We start from the raw sequence: 16772 nt of genomic DNA, 5'->3' as shown, positions 1-16772 counted from the left end.
AGCCTCAGCGCGAAGGAGCTGAGGCTCAACATTCGTCCCACAAGGATTTTATTATGATCAAATTTGGTACAGGTGGCTGGCGCGCCTTTATTGGTGAAGAGTTTACCAAAGACAACGTCTGTCTAGTGGCTCAATCACTTGCCAACATCATTAACCACGAAAATGTGGCTAACAACGGGTTCGTTATCGGCTACGACCGCCGCTTTCTTTCTGACAAAGCCGCACGTTGGTTTGCGCAAGTCTTAGCAGCGAATGGCGTGGTGGTAAGTTTTATCGATAAGTTTGTTCCTACCCCTATTGTGATGTTCAAGGCCAAAGAGATGAATTGCGCCTATTCGGCGTGTATTACGGCATCCCACAACCCTGCGGACTACAACGGCATCAAAGTGTTCATTGAAGGTGGACGAGACGCTGATGAGGTGATCACGCAAAAAATTGAACAACAAATCGCGTCACTGACGCTTGCCGATGTAAAACAAGTCGAATTTGAACAAGCGCTGCAAGATAAATCGATTGTCATCATCAATCCAATGAATGAATTTGTGGATTCAATCATCAACTTTATCGATATTGAAGCGATCAAAAAAGCCAACCTGCGTGTGTTGATTGACCCTATGTTTGGCGTCGCGAAAAATGCATTGCAGACGGTTCTGATCAATGGCCGCTGCGATGTGGATGTGATCAATGATGGCAAAAACCCCGATTTTGGCGGTTTAATGCCTTCCCCTAATGCAGCGACTCTTTATCGTCTCAAACATTTAGTGGCCGCAGAAGGTTACGATATTGGGATAGGTACCGACGGCGATGCAGACCGACTTGGTATTATTGATGAGAAAGGCAACTTCATCCATCCTAATGAAGTACTGATCCTGCTTTACTACTACCTGCTTGAATATAAGGGCTGGAAAGGATCCGTGGTGCGTAACATCGCCACCACCCACCTACTGGATAAAATTGCCGCTGACCACGATGAGAAAAGTTTTGAAGTCCCCGTTGGCTTTAAGCACATCAGCTCACAAATGGAAGCGGATGATTCACTAATTGGTGGTGAGAGCTCCGGCGGTTTAACCATTCGTGGACACATCAAAGGTAAAGATGGGGTTTTTGCATCGAGTTTGTTGGTTGAAATGATCAGCGTGACAGGTAAAAAACTCTCCGAATTACTGGGGGAAATTTACGCGAAATACGGTTACGCCTACACCGCAGAAGGTGACTGCAAATTTAAAGCCGCACAAAAAGAGTCGTTGTATAACAAAATCTACGTTGAGAAACAGTTGCCTCAATTTGAGTATGAGATTGAGAAAGTCAGTTACGAAGACGGAGCCAAAGTCTACTTTAAAAACGGCGGCTGGGTTATTGCTCGTTTCTCTGGCACTGAACCATTGCTACGCATTTTTGCCGAAATGGCGGATAAAGACACTGCAGAACGTGTTCTTCAACAGGTGAAAGATTTTCTATCGTTATAGCTTTTACCCACTTCGACTCAAATTTGAGTCGCTATACCCGCACAGTATGAAGAGGTTGTAGGTATATCGATGAAGAACACTTGCCCGGCGTCACGCCGGGCTTTTTTTAAAAAGCCAACACACCTTGCGTATCAATGCTGACTGCAACATTTTGCCCAACGCTCAACGGCTGTGAAGAACTCGCCAGCAACTTACTGCCATACGCATCAATCACATAACGGCAGTGATCGCCCATAAATTGCTGCTCTAACACGCGGACTTTGCTCTCTTGTTGCGCACTAATTTGAATGTGTTGTGGCCGCAGTAGTAATTCGCATTTGGCTTCAAGCTCAATGGGTTGCTGAGCTTTGGCGTCAACCACACCTAAATCGGTCTCAAATTGCCATTCTGAAATTCGTTTGGCGCTTAAATAACTTCCACCACCCAAGAAATCGGCCACAAATTTACTCGACGGTTGGTAGTACAGCTCTGATGCGGTGCCATATTGCTCAATGACACCGTGGTTCATTACCGCCATTTTATCAGCAAAAGCAAAAGCTTCTTCGCGGCTATGGGTCACAAAAATAGCCGTCACACCCTGCTTTTTAAAAATGTTGCGAATTTCACCGATCAACTCATGGCGAACTTGGGTATCGATGTTGGAAAACGGCTCATCAAGCAGCAGTAGATCCGGTTTATACGCCAAGGAGCGAGCAATCGCCACTCGCTGCTGCTGCCCACCTGATAGTTGATGAGGATAACGATCCCCCAGCTCAGCTAAGTGCACTAATGCCAACATCTCTTCGACTTTTGCTTTGCGCTCGGTTTGAGAGAGTTGACGCAATCCAAACGCGATATTTTCCGCAACAGTTAAGTGAGGAAACAGCGCATAATCTTGGAAAATCATCCCTATGTTTCGCGCTTCCGGTGGCAACCAATGTTGACCATCGTCAATCGTCACACAATTAAGGCTCATCACCCCAGAGCTAAGCGGCAGCAAACCCGCAATAGCTTTCAATAAGGTCGTTTTCCCACAACCACTTGCTCCTAATAAACAGACGATTTCTCCCTGTTTGACTTCCAGCGACAGTGATTGTAAAACCGTTTGGTTTTCATATTTGCAAGTCAAATCATGGATAGACAGCGCACAACTCATCAGTGATTTTGCTCCAGTGAACGGTTAACGACGATAAGTGGAATTAAACCAACCGCGACCAAGAGTATCGCAGGCAAAGCAGCCACTTCTAATTGTTCATCCGATGCGTAGTTATAAACATAGGTCGCCAAGGTTTCGAAATTGAACGGACGCAATAACAAAGCGGCATTCAGCTCTTTCATTGACTCAATAAACACCAACAACCCAGCGATAAGCGTACCACGGCGGATCAATGGCAGATGAACTCGCCACAGCATAGCGTTCGATCGATAACCCATAGTTCGAGCCGCCATATCCAAAGAAGGTGAGACTTTATTGAGGCTACTTTCTATGCTACCAATCGCCACGGCCGAAAAACGCACCACTAAAGCAAAAATAATAGCAAACATCGAACCAGAAAAGATAAGACCCGGTCGCCCCCATTGCATCGCTTTAGCAACATCATTGACCCAATGATCCATAAACAGCACCGGAACCATCACACCAATCGCTAGCACGGTTCCGGGAACCGCATAACCCATAGAAGACAAGCGCATAAAGGCTAAAGTCACCCCATTGGCGTTCAACCGATGGCAAAAATTCACGACCAAAGCAATCAACACCGCCACCAGCGCTGTCGTCAACGAAACCGTTAAGCTATTGATCGCAAAGTCTTGGAACTCCGAAGTCCAACTTTTCGCAAAATAGTGATAAGCGAATGAGACCAACTGCAATAAAGGCAGAAGAAACGCGAGCGCAACTAGCCCCCAACACCAACACAAAGCGGCCCATTTTTTCCACCCTTGCAACTGATAGCGAAAATCTTCATGGCTGTTAAATTGGCTTTGAAATAATTTCTGTTTACGACGGCTATAGCGCTCTGCGCTCAGCAGTAATAATACAATCACCAACATGATGGCGGATATTTTCGCTGCCGCATTCAAATTAGAATAACCGAGCCAAGTGTCATACACCGCAGTCGTTAGGGTATTAACGGCAAAGTAACTCACCGTACCAAAATCACCCACCGTTTCCATCGCCACTAAGGAGAGGCCAACCGCCATCGCGGGCCGTGCAAGCGGTAGTGAAATCAGACGAAAACTCTGCCACGGAGAGCATTTTAATAGACGAGCGGATTGCAATAAGGAGACGTTTTGTTCCATGAATGCTGCACGGCACAGTAGGTAAACATATGGATAAAGCACCAGCGCAAGCACAATGCTTGCCCCGCCCAAACTGCGAATGTCGGGAAACCAGTAATCACCTGCGCCCCAGCCAGTAAGATCTCTAAGTAACACTTGCACTGGGCCTGCGTAGTCAAACCAACCGGTAAAGATGTAACCGATAATATAGCCGGGCATCGCAAGTGGTAACACCAAAGCCCATTGTAAAATGCGTTCGGTAGGCAGCTTACACATCGCCATTAACCAAGCAGTGGGAATGCCAAATAGCAAAGAAAGCCCCATCACACTGAACGTTAATACGACGGTATTAAAGGTATAGGTGGGCATCACTGTTGACATGAGATGAGAAAAAACCTCATCACTTTGTCCCGCAGCGGTAATAAAGATGGCTAAGATCGGCAAAACCAGTAGCACAGTGACACTGGCACTACTGGTTTTCCATAATGTATTTTTTTCTTTCATTGCCTAATTACAATAAGGCTTACTGACACATAAATGCGTTTGCAAATACATCTCATGCCCCTTCAATAGAATAGGGGCACTGTTATACCCCTAGAACCGATTAAAGGTCAAATTTCACTTCATCAAGCAGCTTAATTGCCGCGGCATGATTGTCGGCAATTTTTTCGAGCGGCAGTGGATCCGCTTTAAAATCACCCCATGAAGCGACTAGTGCAGAACGCTCAACACCTGCTTTTACTGGGTATTCAAAGTTGACGTCAGCGTACATGTGCTGTGCTTTATCGCTGGTCAAAAACTCCATCAGCTTAACTGCGTTTTCTTTGTTAGGCGCGTACTTCGCCATCGCCATACCACTCACGTTAACATGCGTGCCTTGCGCATTCTGACCTGGGAAGTTGATGTAGACGGCTTCAGCCCATGATTTTTGCTTCTCATCAGCTAACATTTTCCCTAAATAATAGCTATTACCCAATGAGACATCACACAAACCTTCTTTAATCGCTTTAACTTGGTCACGATCATTACCTTGAGGCTTACGTGCTAAATTTGCTTTGACACCTTCAAGCCAAACTTTAGTGCTCGCTTCGCCTTGCTCTGCAATCATGGATGCAACCAGCGCCACGTTGTAAGGGTGCTTACCACTACGAGTACAGATTTTGCCTTTAAATTCAGGCTTCGCGAGGTCAGCGTAGTTGAAGTCATCACCCAGCTTGCCTACGCGATCGCGTGATGAGTAGACGCTACGGGTACGTATTGTTAGTGCAAACCACTCATCTGCGCTATCGCGATATTGGGCAGGAATGTTAGTTTCAATGGTTTTGTTATCCACCGCTTGGACTAAACCTTTTTCAGATAACTCAAAAAGACGGCTAAATTCTGAGGTTAAAATCACGTCAGCAGGGCTGTACTCACCCTCTTGTACCAATTTCTCAGCAATCCCTTCTTTCGCAAACTTCACATTCACTTTAATGCCCGTTTGTTGAGTGAACTCTTTAAACATCGGCTCAATCAAAAATGGTTGGCGGTATGAGTAAACGTTGACCTCCTCTGCCGCCATCGCGCTCGGAGCCATCACACTACATGCCATCGCAGACAGAGTAAGCAGTTTCTTCATTTCTAGTTCCCTTTAAAATTGGTAATGATAATGTTTATCAGTTTCGTTATTATATTGATGATGGATTGAAAAACAATTCAATCAATAAAAAAACCTGCCTTAATCGGCAGGTTTTTAGGTAGGTTATCTGTAAGAAAATATTACTTTATTGTCACGAATTCTGGGTAGGCCCCCACCCCACAGTCGTGCATATCCATCCCTTCTAATTCTTCTTCTTCCGAAACTCGAATGCCTATCGTTGCCTTCAGGATGCCCCAAACCACAAGGCTTGCACCAAATACCCAAGCGAAAATCACTGCTGCTCCAAGTAGTTGAGCGCCAAAAGTCGCATCAGTATTGCTGATTGGCACAACCATTAAACCGAACAAACCACATACGCCATGTACTGAAATTGCGCCCACAGGATCGTCAATTTTCACTTTATCAAGCGCAATAATGCTAAACACAACCAACACACCCGCTACAGCACCAATCGCTACCGCATACAGTGGTGATGGAGAGAGAGGATCAGCGGTAATGGCCACTAACCCGGCCAACGCACCGTTGAGTACCATGGTTAAATCCGCTTTACCCCAAGTGGTTTTACACACTAATAGAGCCGCGATAGAACCCGCTGCTGCAGCGGCATTGGTGTTGAGGAAAATCTGACCAACCGCTGTCGCGTTTTCAAAATCAGACAGCATTAATTGTGAACCACCGTTAAAACCAAACCAGCCAAACCACAGGATAAATGTACCCAAAGTCGCAAGTGGCATGTTGGAGCCCGGAATAGGGTAAATTTCACCATTTTTACCGTATTTACCTTTACGTGCTCCCAACAAGATGACCCCAGCTAGCGCCGCCGATGCACCCGCTAAGTGAACAATACCAGAGCCTGCAAAATCACTGAAACCGGCAGCAGAAAGAAAGCCACCGCCCCAAGTCCAATAGCCTTCCATTGGGTAAATGAATGCGGTCAAAACGACGGAAAAAATAAGGAACGACCACAATTTCATTCGCTCAGCGACAGCGCCAGAAACCACCGACATCGCGGTTGCCACAAACACCACTTGGAAGAAAAAGTCTGATTCAAGGGAGTGATCCGCGCCTTCTGCTTGGCTACCTATCAAGGAGCCGAATGAAGGCAGCCAGCCTGCTTCTGCGTTATCAACATACATAATGTTGTAACCAACCACTAAATACGTGGTACAGGCAATCGCGTACAAACAAAAGTTTTTGGTTAAAATTTCAGTGGTGTTTTTAGAACGGACTAAACCCGCTTCTAACATGGCAAAGCCAGCTGCCATCCACATGACCAACGCACCCGAAATTAAGAAAAAAAACGTATCGAGTGCGTAACGTAGCTCTGTTACCGTTGCTGCTAATTCCATAATGGTTATCTCCAATCCTTTGAATCTTTACAGTGCTTCACTGTCCATTTCGCCTGTGCGAATACGCACAGCTTGGCTGAGGTCATACACAAAAATTTTTCCGTCACCAATTTTTCCGGTGTGCGCCGCTTTGATAATCGCTTCTATCACGCGATCGACATTTTCAGCTTGTGTCGCTATTTCTAATTTCACTTTAGGCAGAAAATCGACTTGATATTCCGCGCCTCGGTAGAGCTCGGTGTGCCCTTTTTGGCGACCAAAGCCTTTCACTTCGGAAACCGTCATCCCTTCGATGCCGACATCGGCCAAAGCTTCACGCACATCGTCTAACTTAAATGGTTTAATTATCGCGTTGATCAGTTTCATTGCATCCTCTCACAAGCAGTAGTCCGTTTACGATCAATACAATCCAAGCTGCGTGCCAACTTTTTAACTTAATGATTTTAAAAGATTTACAACCATTTCTTATGCCAAAAAGAAAAGGGTTGCACAAATGAGGTGCAACCCTTTCCCAAAAATAAAGCGAAGTGGTTAATCTTCACCAGTTTTGTGCAGCGCTAAGTGAAGTCCGCAGGTGAGTAACGTACAAATTCGCACCACTGCTTGATCATCAAAGCAAAATCATCAATGCCGCAGCTTGCGGTGCTTTCACAATCGTAAAAATCAAACTCACTGTCACTATCAAGCGCTTCACCATGCGTCAAAACATTGGCCTGAACCGTGACCTCATCGGCAAGAATCATCACGCTGATTTCCTGCCCCTCAAGCGTCTGCTCCTGATTAAATGCACGTTTCGATGCTGCCATTAGCGCAATAACTTGATCTATTTTGGGAAGATCGTTGCTGATCTCCTCTTGTAGCCAACGGCCAATAATTTCGTGCCCCATCGAAAAAGAGCAGTAATAGCTGCCATCTAGGGTATTTTTTTTAAATTCGTAGTCCATCGGGTTCTCGATATTGGTGCTTGGGGATACGGATAACTTTGTTATTATCGGTGATTATGGCTAACGAAACCACTTGAGATTATGCAGATCACAGAAACCACCGCACGCCAGATTGTAGAAAGAGCGATGAAGATCATCACTTATTCAGTCAACGTAATGGATGAAAAGGGACGCATTATTGGCTCAGGTGATCCCACTCGTTTGCACCAGAAACACGAAGGGGCGATTTTAGCCATCAATGAAAATCGAGTGGTTGAAATTGATCATGCCACCGCCAGTTACCTAAAAGGCGTTAAACCCGGCATCAATTTCCCCATCATTTATCAACAACGAGTGATCGGCGTAGTTGGAATTTCCGGTAACCCAACGGAAGTTCACCGTTATGGCGAGCTGGTCAAAATGACGGCGGAGCTTATCGTTGAACAAGCCGCACTAATGGCACAAGTACAGTGGAATAAGCGCCACCGTGAAGAGCTGCTATTACAACTAATTCAAGGTGCCACTCTCAACGAAACACAGCTCAATTCAATCGCCGAGCGATTAGGGCTCGATCTTTCCCAGCCGCGTATCGCTGCCGTGGTCAAATTGATCCCAGATAACGATACCGCCTTATCGCTAGAACACTTACAGCAGTTGGTGCATCTGCTGGAATACCCTGAACGGGACAATTTGGTGGGGATCATTTCAGTTTCTCACAACGAAGTGGTGGTTTTAAAACCCATCTCACTCACCGAAAAAGGTTGGTCACAAGAGGCCGAAACGAAACGAGTCAATCAACTGTTGAAGCGAGTGAAAAAAGAGGGCAAATTCACCATCAAAATTGCACTAGGTGATTATTTTCCAACGCTCTCAGGGCTGGCTCAATCTTATCAAACCGCCAAGTTGACGATGCAAGCCTCCCACCATAAACAGGGAGACGTCTTCTTTTATCAAGATGATAAGTTACCTGTACTGCTCAATAGCGTACAGCATGAGCCATGGAGCCGCGAGCAGTTACGCCAACCCTATACCCTGCTGGAACGGTATGACACTAAGGGAATATTAATTAAAACCCTCCGCCATTATTTTGAGCAAAACTGCGATGTTCATCAAACTTGCCAAGCACTGCATATTCACCGTAATACCTTGCGCTATAGGCTTGAAAAAATTGAGCAAGTAACCGCTTTAAAATTCAATCAGTTAAATAACATTATTCACCTTTATTTGGCTTTATCTTGCTTCAAATAAAAACATAAAATTGTGCATTTGCACAATTAATCAGTCGTATCAAAGCCAGTAATCTGTGCAATAGACTGAAGACTCTTTTATTTTTGCTCCCTATATTGCAGCCAATCACTGATAAAAAATATGGATATAGAAGATGATTGAAGTTTCAACTCTCGGAGCTCTGGCCGCATTAGTCGTGGCTATCACGCTCATTCTAAAAAAAGTACCACCCGCCTATGGCATGATCATCGGCGCGTTGGTCGGTGGCGTGATCGGCGGTGTATCGCTGACCGACACCGTTGCTCTGATGATTGGTGGCGCACAAGGCATTGTGACCGCAGTGCTACGCATTCTTGCAGCAGGTATTTTGGCTGGTGTATTGATTGAATCAGGCGCTGCCACTTCCATTGCAGAAACCATAGTGAAAAAGGTTGGAGAAACTCGCGCTTTATTTGCCTTGGCCTTAGCAACCTTAATTTTGACTGCGGTCGGCGTGTTTGTCGACGTGGCAGTAATCACCGTATCTCCTATCGCTCTGGCGATCGCTCGCCGTGCCGATCTCTCCAAGGCGGCCATTCTGCTAGCGATGATTGGCGGCGGTAAAGCGGGTAACGTAATGTCACCTAACCCTAATGCGATTGCCGCAGCCGACGCGTTTAACGTGCCACTTACTTCTGTCATGGCGGCGGGTATTATTCCTGGGATCTGCGGGCTTATTATGGCTTACTTGATTGCCAAACGTTTAGTCAATAAAGGAAGTAAAGTCTCCGTCAGTGAAGTCGTTGCGGTGGATCATTCTAGGCTCCCCCGCTTTAGCTCAGCGATCATCGCACCATTAGTGGCGATTGTGTTACTCGCACTACGCCCTATCGCTGGCATCAATGTGGATCCTTTAATTGCACTCCCATTAGGCGGATTAGTCGGTGCGGTCGTGATGGGACGATTTGCAGACACTAACCACTTCGCGGTTTCAGGTTTAACACGCATGGCTCCGGTTGCGGTTATGCTGCTTGGTACTGGTACTTTAGCCGGCATCATCGCCAATTCAGGTCTTAAAGGCGGTTTAATCGAAGTACTGACCGCTTCTGGCTTGCCTTCTTACCTGCTTGCACCGATCTCAGGTGCAATGATGTCACTGGCAACCGCTTCAACCACCGCAGGTACAGCCGTTGCCTCCAGCGTCTTTAGCTCCACTATACTCGAACTAGGCGTACCCGCACTGGCAGGGGCTGCCATGATCCATTCAGGTGCGACCGTACTTGATCATATGCCACACGGTAGTTTCTTCCATGCCACGGGCGGAGCGGTACATATGGACATTCGTGAGCGTCTCACCTTAATTCCTTATGAATCGGCAGTAGGTTTAGTGATTGCCTTCATTTCTGTGATGATTTTTGGCGTATTTGGTCTGTTTGTTTAACGCAGTTAAGGTGTTAAAAAATGAAAATTGTTATTGCTCCAGATTCTTATAAAGAGAGCCTAACGGCAATGGAAGTCGCCACCGCGATAGAGAATGGATTCAAACAAGTGTTGCCCGATGCGCACTACATTAAGTTACCGATGGCCGATGGCGGCGAAGGGACGGTCCAATCACTGGTTGATGCCACTAATGGATCGATTGTTACCACAACCGTAACGGCGCCGCTAGGTGAACAAGTCGAGGCTTTTTATGGCTTAATGGGTGATGGTAAAACAGCGATCATTGAGATGGCGGCCGCATCGGGCTTACACCTGGTGCCGCCAGAGCAACGCAACCCAATGAACACCACCAGCTACGGTACTGGTGAGCTGATTAAAACCGTGCTTGATCAAGGTGTTGAACACATCATCATCGGCATTGGTGGTAGCGCAACCAACGATGGTGGCCTCGGCATGGCGCAAGCCCTCGGCATTCAACTGCTTGATTCAGATGGCAATCCATTAGGCTTTGGTGGCGGTGAATTGTCGAAACTGGCCTCGATTGATCTCACACAACTGGATCCACGCTTGGCCCGCATCCAATTGGAGGTCGCCTGCGATGTCGATAATCCACTGTGCGGCGTACAAGGCGCTTCGCACGTCTTTGGCCCACAAAAAGGAGCAACACCCGAGATGGTCGCGCAACTTGATGCCAACCTTGCGCATTATGCAAACATCATCAAAACGCAATTAGGTCGTGATGTTAAAGAGATGCCGGGCGCTGGCGCGGCAGGCGGTTTAGGTGCGGCGCTGGTTGGTCTACTAGGAGCGAGCCTTCGTCCGGGCATTGAAATTGTGATGGATGCCGTGAACCTTAGCGATGTAGTAAAGGATGCCGATTTAGTCATCACTGGGGAAGGACGCATTGATAGCCAAACCATTCACGGTAAAACGCCAATCGGTGTTGCGCGCACTGCCAAACTTTTTTCCGTGCCAGTGATCGGCATTGCAGGCTGCTTGTCAGCAGACTGCGCCGTTGTTCACCCACATGGCATTGATGCGGTATTCAGTGTCGTTCCACGCTCGGTCGACTTGCCTACAGCCCTTGCCGAAGCGGCGCAAAATGTAGAAATGACCGCGCGTAATGTCGCGTGTGTTTTTAGCTTGTCTTACAGGCAATAACTATTTCGCTGAATACCATATGACGTTCACACTCATTTTAACTCCATTGACAGAACAACGTTATAAATTATGGGTCAAGTCATTGTTGGCGGATGCAGCCACCGATCGAACTTAATCTAATGTTATTTCAGCATTGAGTGAGAAGCTAGAATGGTAAAAAGCCACCGAATCGGTGGCTTTTTTATTGGGAGGTTAGCTTGGATAGCTCTTACACCGCTTGCTGGACAATCACACTGTCCGCTTTTTTAGTGTATTGCGCCATACGATGGAAGTTGAGGTAGCGATAGGTATCAGCTGCAGTTGCGTTGATCTGCTTCGCGTACTCTAGGTATTCTTCCAATGTCGGAATGCGGCCTAAAATGGCACCCACGGCCGACAGCTCTGCCGAAGCAAGGTAAACATTCGCGCCGGTCCCTAAACGGTTCGGGAAGTTACGAGTCGAAGTCGACATAACGGTCGCTTTATCGGCAACACGCGCTTGGTTACCCATGCATAACGAACACCCTGGCGTTTCAATGCGTACCCCAGCGCGACCAAAGATGCCGTAATAGCCCTCTTCGATAAGCTGATCTTTGTCCATCTTAGTCGGTGGCGCAACCCACAAACGTGTGTCTAACTGACCATTGAACTTCTCAAGCAATTTACCTGCCGCACGGAAGTGACCAATGTTGGTCATACAAGAACCGATGAAGACTTCATCAATAGGCGTACCTTGTACATCAGAAAGTAAGCGCGCATCGTCTGGGTCATTTGGCGCACATAAAATCGGCTCTTTAATCTCAGCAAGATCAATCTCAATCACATGTGCGTATTCTGCATCACTATCCGCTTGCATCAACTCAGGATTGGCTAGCCACGCTTCCATCGCCGTAATGCGACGCTCAATAGTCCGGCGGTCACCATAACCTTCGGCGATCATCCACTTCAACATAGTGATGTTAGAGTTGAGGTACTCTTCAATTGAGGCTTGTGACAATTTAACCGTACAACCCGCCGCACTGCGTTCTGCCGAGGCATCAGAAAGTTCAAACGCTTGCTCAACCGTTAAGTGCTCAACCCCTTCGATTTCTAGCACACGGCCAGAGAATTCGTTAATTTTCCCCGCTTTCGCCACCGTGAGCAGGCCTTGCTTAATCCCGTAATAAGGAATCGCGTGCACTAGATCGCGCAGCGTGATGCCCGGCTGCATTTCACCTTTGAAACGCACCAAGACAGATTCTGGCATATCAAGTGGCATCACACCCGTTGCGGCCGCAAAAGCAACCAAGCCAGAACCAGCTGGGAATGAAATGCCAAGCGGGAAGCGTGTATGCGAGTCACCACCAGTACCGACGGTATCAGGTAACAACATGCGGTTTAGCCATGAGTGAATAACGCCATCACCCGGACGCAGTGAAACACCGCCACGGTTCATGATGAAATCAGGCAAGGTATGGTGGGTATTCACATCAACAGGCTTTGGATAAGCCGAGGTATGACAGAAAGATTGCATGACTAAGTCAGCAGAGAAACCAAGACACGCCAAATCTTTCAATTCATCACGTGTCATCGGGCCAGTGGTATCTTGCGATCCAACCGTGGTCATTTTAGGTTCGCAGTAAGTCCCCGGACGAACACCCGTCACGCCGCATGCTTTACCGACCATTTTCTGAGCCAGTGTATAACCTTTGCCTGTATCAGCCACTGCAACTGGGCGACGAAATACTGTTGACGCTTCTAAGCCTAGTGCTTCGCGTGCTTTATCCGTTAAACCACGGCCAACAATCAGTGGAATACGGCCGCCAGCGCGCACTTCATCAATCAGTACGTCGGTTTTAAGCTTGAACGTGGCAAGCACTTCGCCAGTGTCATGGTTGCACACTTTGCCTTCAAATGGGTAAACATCAATCACATCACCCATGTTGAGTTTGGTAACGTCAACTTCAATCGGCAACGCGCCGGCATCTTCCATGGTGTTGAAGAAGATAGGTGCAATTTTACCGCCGAGCACGTAGCCACCCGCGCGTTTATTGGGCACAAATGGGATGTCGTCACCCATAAACCACAAAACAGAGTTAGTCGCGGATTTACGAGACGAGCCTGTACCGACCACATCACCCACATAGACTAGCTGATGGCCTTTCTCTTTTAGAGCTTCGATTTGAGTGATAGGGCCAATGCTGCCTGCTTTATCAGGTTGAATGCCTTCACGTTCATTTTTCAACATAGCAAGTGCGTGCACTGGAATATCTGGGCGTGACCATGCATCTGGCGCTGGTGACAAATCATCAGTATTGGTTTCACCAGTAACTTTAAATACGGTTAGCGTGATCTTCTCTTGAAGCGCCGGTTTTGAAAGGAACCATTCCGCGTCTGCCCATGATTGCAACACTTTTTGTGCATGTGCATTACCCGCTTTTGCTTTCTCTTCAACGTCATAGAACGCATCAAACATCAGTAGAGTACGCGATAGTGCATCAGCCGCAATCGGTGCCAGCTCAGCATCATCAAGCAATGAGACTAGCGGCTCGATGTTATAACCACCTTGCATAGTTCCGAGTAGTTGCGCAGCTTTTGCGCGGCTCACTAACGGTGAAGAGACCTCACCTTTAGTGATGGCGGTTAAAAAGCCCGCTTTAACATAAGCGGCCTCATCCACACCGGGAGGAATTCGATTTTCAAGGAGATCAAGCATGAACGCTTCTTCACCTTGAGGGGGATTTTTCAACAGTTCAACAAGTCCTGCGACTTGTTCAGCATTTAGGGGTCTAGGAACAACTCCTTCGGCAGCACGCTCTGCGACGTGTTTACGGTAGGCTTCAAGCACGACTTTTTCCTCTCATTGCGGTTTACCCCATTATTATTGACATGATGGGCAAACATCCTTGGAAACTTGGCTCTCCATTGCCAGATATTTTTATGTAATCAGCGGCAGAGAGGCCAAACTGTGGGACGAAGAATAGCAAATTTAACTTTAAATTAAAATCTTATCATTTTGACCAACATAGCAACTTAAGACTAAAGTTCTATGATTTTTGAGTCACTTACCGCCCACTTTTCAGCTCAATTCTCGCTAAAAGGTAGTGCCAATACTCAAGTATATCGAATCAAAATTATCTTCGGTTCGACCATAAGCAAACATAATCGGTCCAATCGGCGAATCAACACCAGCAAACACCGATCCCGCACCGTATAATGGGGCGGTATCAAAGCTTAGATCAGGATCAGACCATACACCGCCGTATTCTATTGATGCACCGACATAAAATGGGGAACTGAACAGGCCAAAGTCATTATCAAACCAGCGATAACGATACACTAAACTGGTGAACGCTTTGTTCTGGCCAATTAAGCTGTTACGAGGGATACCCGATAAATTTAAGAAACCACCAATCGATTTAGGGTTTATCGGTTCACTGGAATTTTTACTTTGTACCACACCGTAATCAAGATTACCGACCAAAGTATGGCGACCAAAGCTGTAAGCGGCGATCAGTTCACCGGAAAATTCATACACGGTATCGTTTGATTCAAGATCGGAAGAGACACCAGAAACTTTATCGTGCGATGCAAGATACTCAAGATCAAGATAAACACCGCGGGTAGGCAAGCTGAAGTCATCTAAGGTATCAATGCGGTAGTTAGCAAACACACCAGCACGGGTGTAATCCATATTTCCCATGGATGGCCAATTTGACACTTCAGCCTCCCCATCTGTATAGCGGATCCCTAACTTAAACTCTCGCCATAATTTATCTTGATAACCAAGCGACAATTCTCCAATCCATTCTAAATAGCTGATCGGCAAATAATCTTTACTGGCTTCTAGACTGGTGTCATCAAACCCTTGCATTGGCTTATTACGTTTATCATTGCTAAACGAAATCAAAGCTGAGGTAAACGCTTTTTGCCCTGAGAACAGAGGAGAAAAAAGCTCCGCTTCGATGATCTTATCGGTGCCCATTTCTAAATTGAAACGTAATTCAGAACCAAACGAATTTAAGTTAGTGAAATTGGAAGAGATACCCAGCGCATACTGACTATCCGTATGAAAATCATCTTCTAAGAAAAAGCGAAAATTGAGGTAATTTGGCCCCCAAGATTTCTCTTTTACATTGATGACCAGTTGGTTCTTTCCTTCAAATTCTCGGTATTCATAGGTCACTAACTCAAACCGATCCAATGCATAGAGATTTTCGACCGTCGCTTCAATCTGCTCGGTTGATAGCGGTTGTCCTGTCTTTAAATGTAAACGGTTTTTTAACAATTGATCGCTGTAATGACTGCGGTTGTTGAGTACGATTTCATCAACCTGCACATCATCGCCATAAATTAAAGCCCTGCGGCGAGCTTGTTTTGCTTCCACATAGCGTTGATAACTAGCACTCGATAATGACAACGAAGTCAATACCGATTGGTTCACCATTGCAATCTCATACCCTTTTTCATAAGCGGTAGGCATTTTATCAAATTCAGTGGTTTCCATACTGCCGACATCAGGGCGTAAAAAGACATCTTGCTCATTCAATAAACGTGCTTGTTTTTGAGTGCTTCTTTGTACGAGATAGTTGGAAAGCTGATCGGCTACCGTCAAAAAGGTGGTGAAAGCTTCTTGGTTTTTGTAATCGGTACTGATATCTATCGCGATAACAATATCAGCCCCTAAGGCACGTGCAACATCAACAGGCATGTTATTGGTCACACCGCCATCGACTAACCAACGACCATCAACTTCGTAAGGTGGCAGTGCTCCGGGTACTGACATACTCGCCATCATCGCATCCACTAAATAGCCACGATCCAACACTACTTCCTCAAGAGCAATGATATCAGTGGCTACCGCGCGATAAGGGATAGGCAGTTGGTCAAAGGACTGAAATTCAGAGAGATTGCCCGACGTTTCTCGCAAAATACGCAACATATTCTGCCCTTGCACCACACCGCGTGGTGCGCGGATCTCCCCCCAACGCAGTCCAAGGTCGGTGGTCAGTTGATAGCGGTCTTCGTACTCTTTATCCCGAACACGACGTTGGCTACGGTTGACCCGGTCACGATAACCTTCATTCCAATCTACGCTGTAAATTAAACTTTCAATTTCATCGGCGCTCATACCACTGGCATAGAGGCCGCCCACATAAGCGCCCATGCTGGTACCAGTAATGAAATCAACGGGGATGCGCATCTCTTCCAGCGCTTTGAGAACGCCAATGTGCGCTGCACCTTTTGCTCCGCCACCAGCAAGTACCACAGCAATCTTGGGGCGCGCAGCACTGTCCAGCATAGGTTTTTCAGCTTGTGGCTCATCAGCCACCGCGAAAGTCGCAGGAAACATGAATACCAAGAACAATAAGTT

General features: G+C 46.7%; 12 protein-coding genes. 4 read left to right on the top strand and 8 right to left on the bottom strand.

Annotated features, from left to right (window positions below; genetic code table 11):
* Window positions 1–53 precede the first annotated feature (53 nt).
* Window positions 54–1466 (top strand): phosphoglucomutase/phosphomannomutase family protein, encoded by a 1413-nt coding sequence (locus tag PL85_RS11510; RefSeq protein ID WP_115339527.1) that lies wholly within the window; start codon window positions 54–56, stop codon window positions 1464–1466.
* Between the two features lie 106 nt (window positions 1467–1572).
* On the opposite strand, the gene PL85_RS11505 is transcribed toward PL85_RS11510, so the two are convergent.
* The 6 genes from PL85_RS11505 to PL85_RS11480 form a co-directional block, all read right to left on the bottom strand.
* Window positions 1573–2601, bottom strand: a complete 1029-nt coding sequence (locus PL85_RS11505; RefSeq protein ID WP_017048375.1) for an ABC transporter ATP-binding protein — start codon at window positions 2599–2601, stop codon at window positions 1573–1575.
* The gene (locus PL85_RS11500; protein ID WP_096036011.1) at window positions 2601–4226 is read right to left on the bottom strand and encodes an ABC transporter permease; all 1626 of its coding nucleotides are present in this window, start codon (window positions 4224–4226) and stop codon (window positions 2601–2603) included. Before PL85_RS11500 ends, PL85_RS11505 begins: the two co-directional genes overlap by 1 nt.
* 100 nt (window positions 4227–4326) lie before the next feature.
* Window positions 4327–5340: a Fe(3+) ABC transporter substrate-binding protein gene (locus tag PL85_RS11495; protein ID WP_013857651.1), complete on the bottom strand. Its 1014-nt coding sequence runs from the start codon at window positions 5338–5340 to the stop codon at window positions 4327–4329.
* Window positions 5341–5480: 140 nt separating this feature from the next.
* Window positions 5481–6710 (bottom strand): ammonium transporter, encoded by a 1230-nt coding sequence (locus PL85_RS11490; RefSeq protein ID WP_026027365.1) that lies wholly within the window; start codon window positions 6708–6710, stop codon window positions 5481–5483.
* Between the two features lie 27 nt (window positions 6711–6737).
* Entirely contained in the window at window positions 6738–7076 is a 339-nt protein-coding gene (locus tag PL85_RS11485) for a P-II family nitrogen regulator (protein ID WP_010317537.1), read from the bottom strand.
* Window positions 7077–7267: 191 nt separating this feature from the next.
* Complete coding sequence (locus PL85_RS11480; protein WP_010317535.1) at window positions 7268–7654, bottom strand: YacL family protein; 387 nt, start codon at window positions 7652–7654, stop codon at window positions 7268–7270.
* Window positions 7655–7735: 81 nt separating this feature from the next.
* Between PL85_RS11480 and PL85_RS11475 the strand changes: the two genes are divergently transcribed.
* From PL85_RS11475 to PL85_RS11465, 3 genes are all read left to right on the top strand, one after another.
* Entirely contained in the window at window positions 7736–8881 is a 1146-nt protein-coding gene (locus tag PL85_RS11475) for a sugar diacid recognition domain-containing protein (RefSeq protein WP_064624426.1), read from the top strand.
* A gap of 133 nt (window positions 8882–9014) precedes the next feature.
* A complete protein-coding gene (locus PL85_RS11470) occupies window positions 9015–10280 on the top strand; it encodes a GntP family permease (protein WP_064624424.1) in 1266 nt (421 codons plus the stop codon).
* Between the two features lie 20 nt (window positions 10281–10300).
* A complete protein-coding gene (locus tag PL85_RS11465; RefSeq protein ID WP_115339526.1) occupies window positions 10301–11440 on the top strand; it encodes a glycerate kinase in 1140 nt (379 codons plus the stop codon).
* Between the two features lie 208 nt (window positions 11441–11648).
* On the opposite strand, the gene acnB is transcribed toward PL85_RS11465, so the two are convergent.
* Entirely contained in the window at window positions 11649–14246 is a 2598-nt protein-coding gene (acnB, locus tag PL85_RS11460; RefSeq protein WP_013857657.1) for a bifunctional aconitate hydratase 2/2-methylisocitrate dehydratase, read from the bottom strand.
* A gap of 246 nt (window positions 14247–14492) precedes the next feature.
* The gene (locus tag PL85_RS11455; protein ID WP_174223846.1) at window positions 14493–16751 is read right to left on the bottom strand and encodes a patatin-like phospholipase family protein; all 2259 of its coding nucleotides are present in this window, start codon (window positions 16749–16751) and stop codon (window positions 14493–14495) included.
* Window positions 16752–16772: the final 21 nt, after the last annotated feature.

Origin of the sequence: Vibrio anguillarum, assembly GCF_001989995.2 — a bacterium.
GTDB classification, from domain to species: domain Bacteria; phylum Pseudomonadota; class Gammaproteobacteria; order Enterobacterales; family Vibrionaceae; genus Vibrio; species Vibrio anguillarum.
Note: the sequence above shows the minus strand (reverse complement) of the source record. Positions and strands in the feature narration are given on the sequence as shown.

Bases quoted from the DNA above. Each gene is read 5' to 3' on its own strand.
- PL85_RS11510 (WP_115339527.1), top strand. From the start codon at position 54: ATGATCAAATTTGGTACAGGTGGCTGGCGCGCCTTTATTGGTGAAGAG.
- PL85_RS11505 (WP_017048375.1), bottom strand. From the start codon at position 2,601: ATGAGTTGTGCGCTGTCTATCCATGATTTGACTTGCAAATATGAAAAC.
- PL85_RS11500 (WP_096036011.1), bottom strand. From the start codon at position 4,226: ATGAAAGAAAAAAATACATTATGGAAAACCAGTAGTGCCAGTGTCACT.
- PL85_RS11495 (WP_013857651.1), bottom strand. From the start codon at position 5,340: ATGAAGAAACTGCTTACTCTGTCTGCGATGGCATGTAGTGTGATGGCT.
- PL85_RS11490 (WP_026027365.1), bottom strand. From the start codon at position 6,710: ATGGAATTAGCAGCAACGGTAACAGAGCTACGTTACGCACTCGATACG.
- PL85_RS11485 (WP_010317537.1), bottom strand. From the start codon at position 7,076: ATGAAACTGATCAACGCGATAATTAAACCATTTAAGTTAGACGATGTG.
- PL85_RS11480 (WP_010317535.1), bottom strand. From the start codon at position 7,654: ATGGACTACGAATTTAAAAAAAATACCCTAGATGGCAGCTATTACTGC.
- PL85_RS11475 (WP_064624426.1), top strand. From the start codon at position 7,736: ATGCAGATCACAGAAACCACCGCACGCCAGATTGTAGAAAGAGCGATG.
- PL85_RS11470 (WP_064624424.1), top strand. From the start codon at position 9,015: ATGATTGAAGTTTCAACTCTCGGAGCTCTGGCCGCATTAGTCGTGGCT.
- PL85_RS11465 (WP_115339526.1), top strand. From the start codon at position 10,301: ATGAAAATTGTTATTGCTCCAGATTCTTATAAAGAGAGCCTAACGGCA.
- PL85_RS11455 (WP_174223846.1), bottom strand. From the start codon at position 16,751: ATGTTTCCTGCGACTTTCGCGGTGGCTGATGAGCCACAAGCTGAAAAA.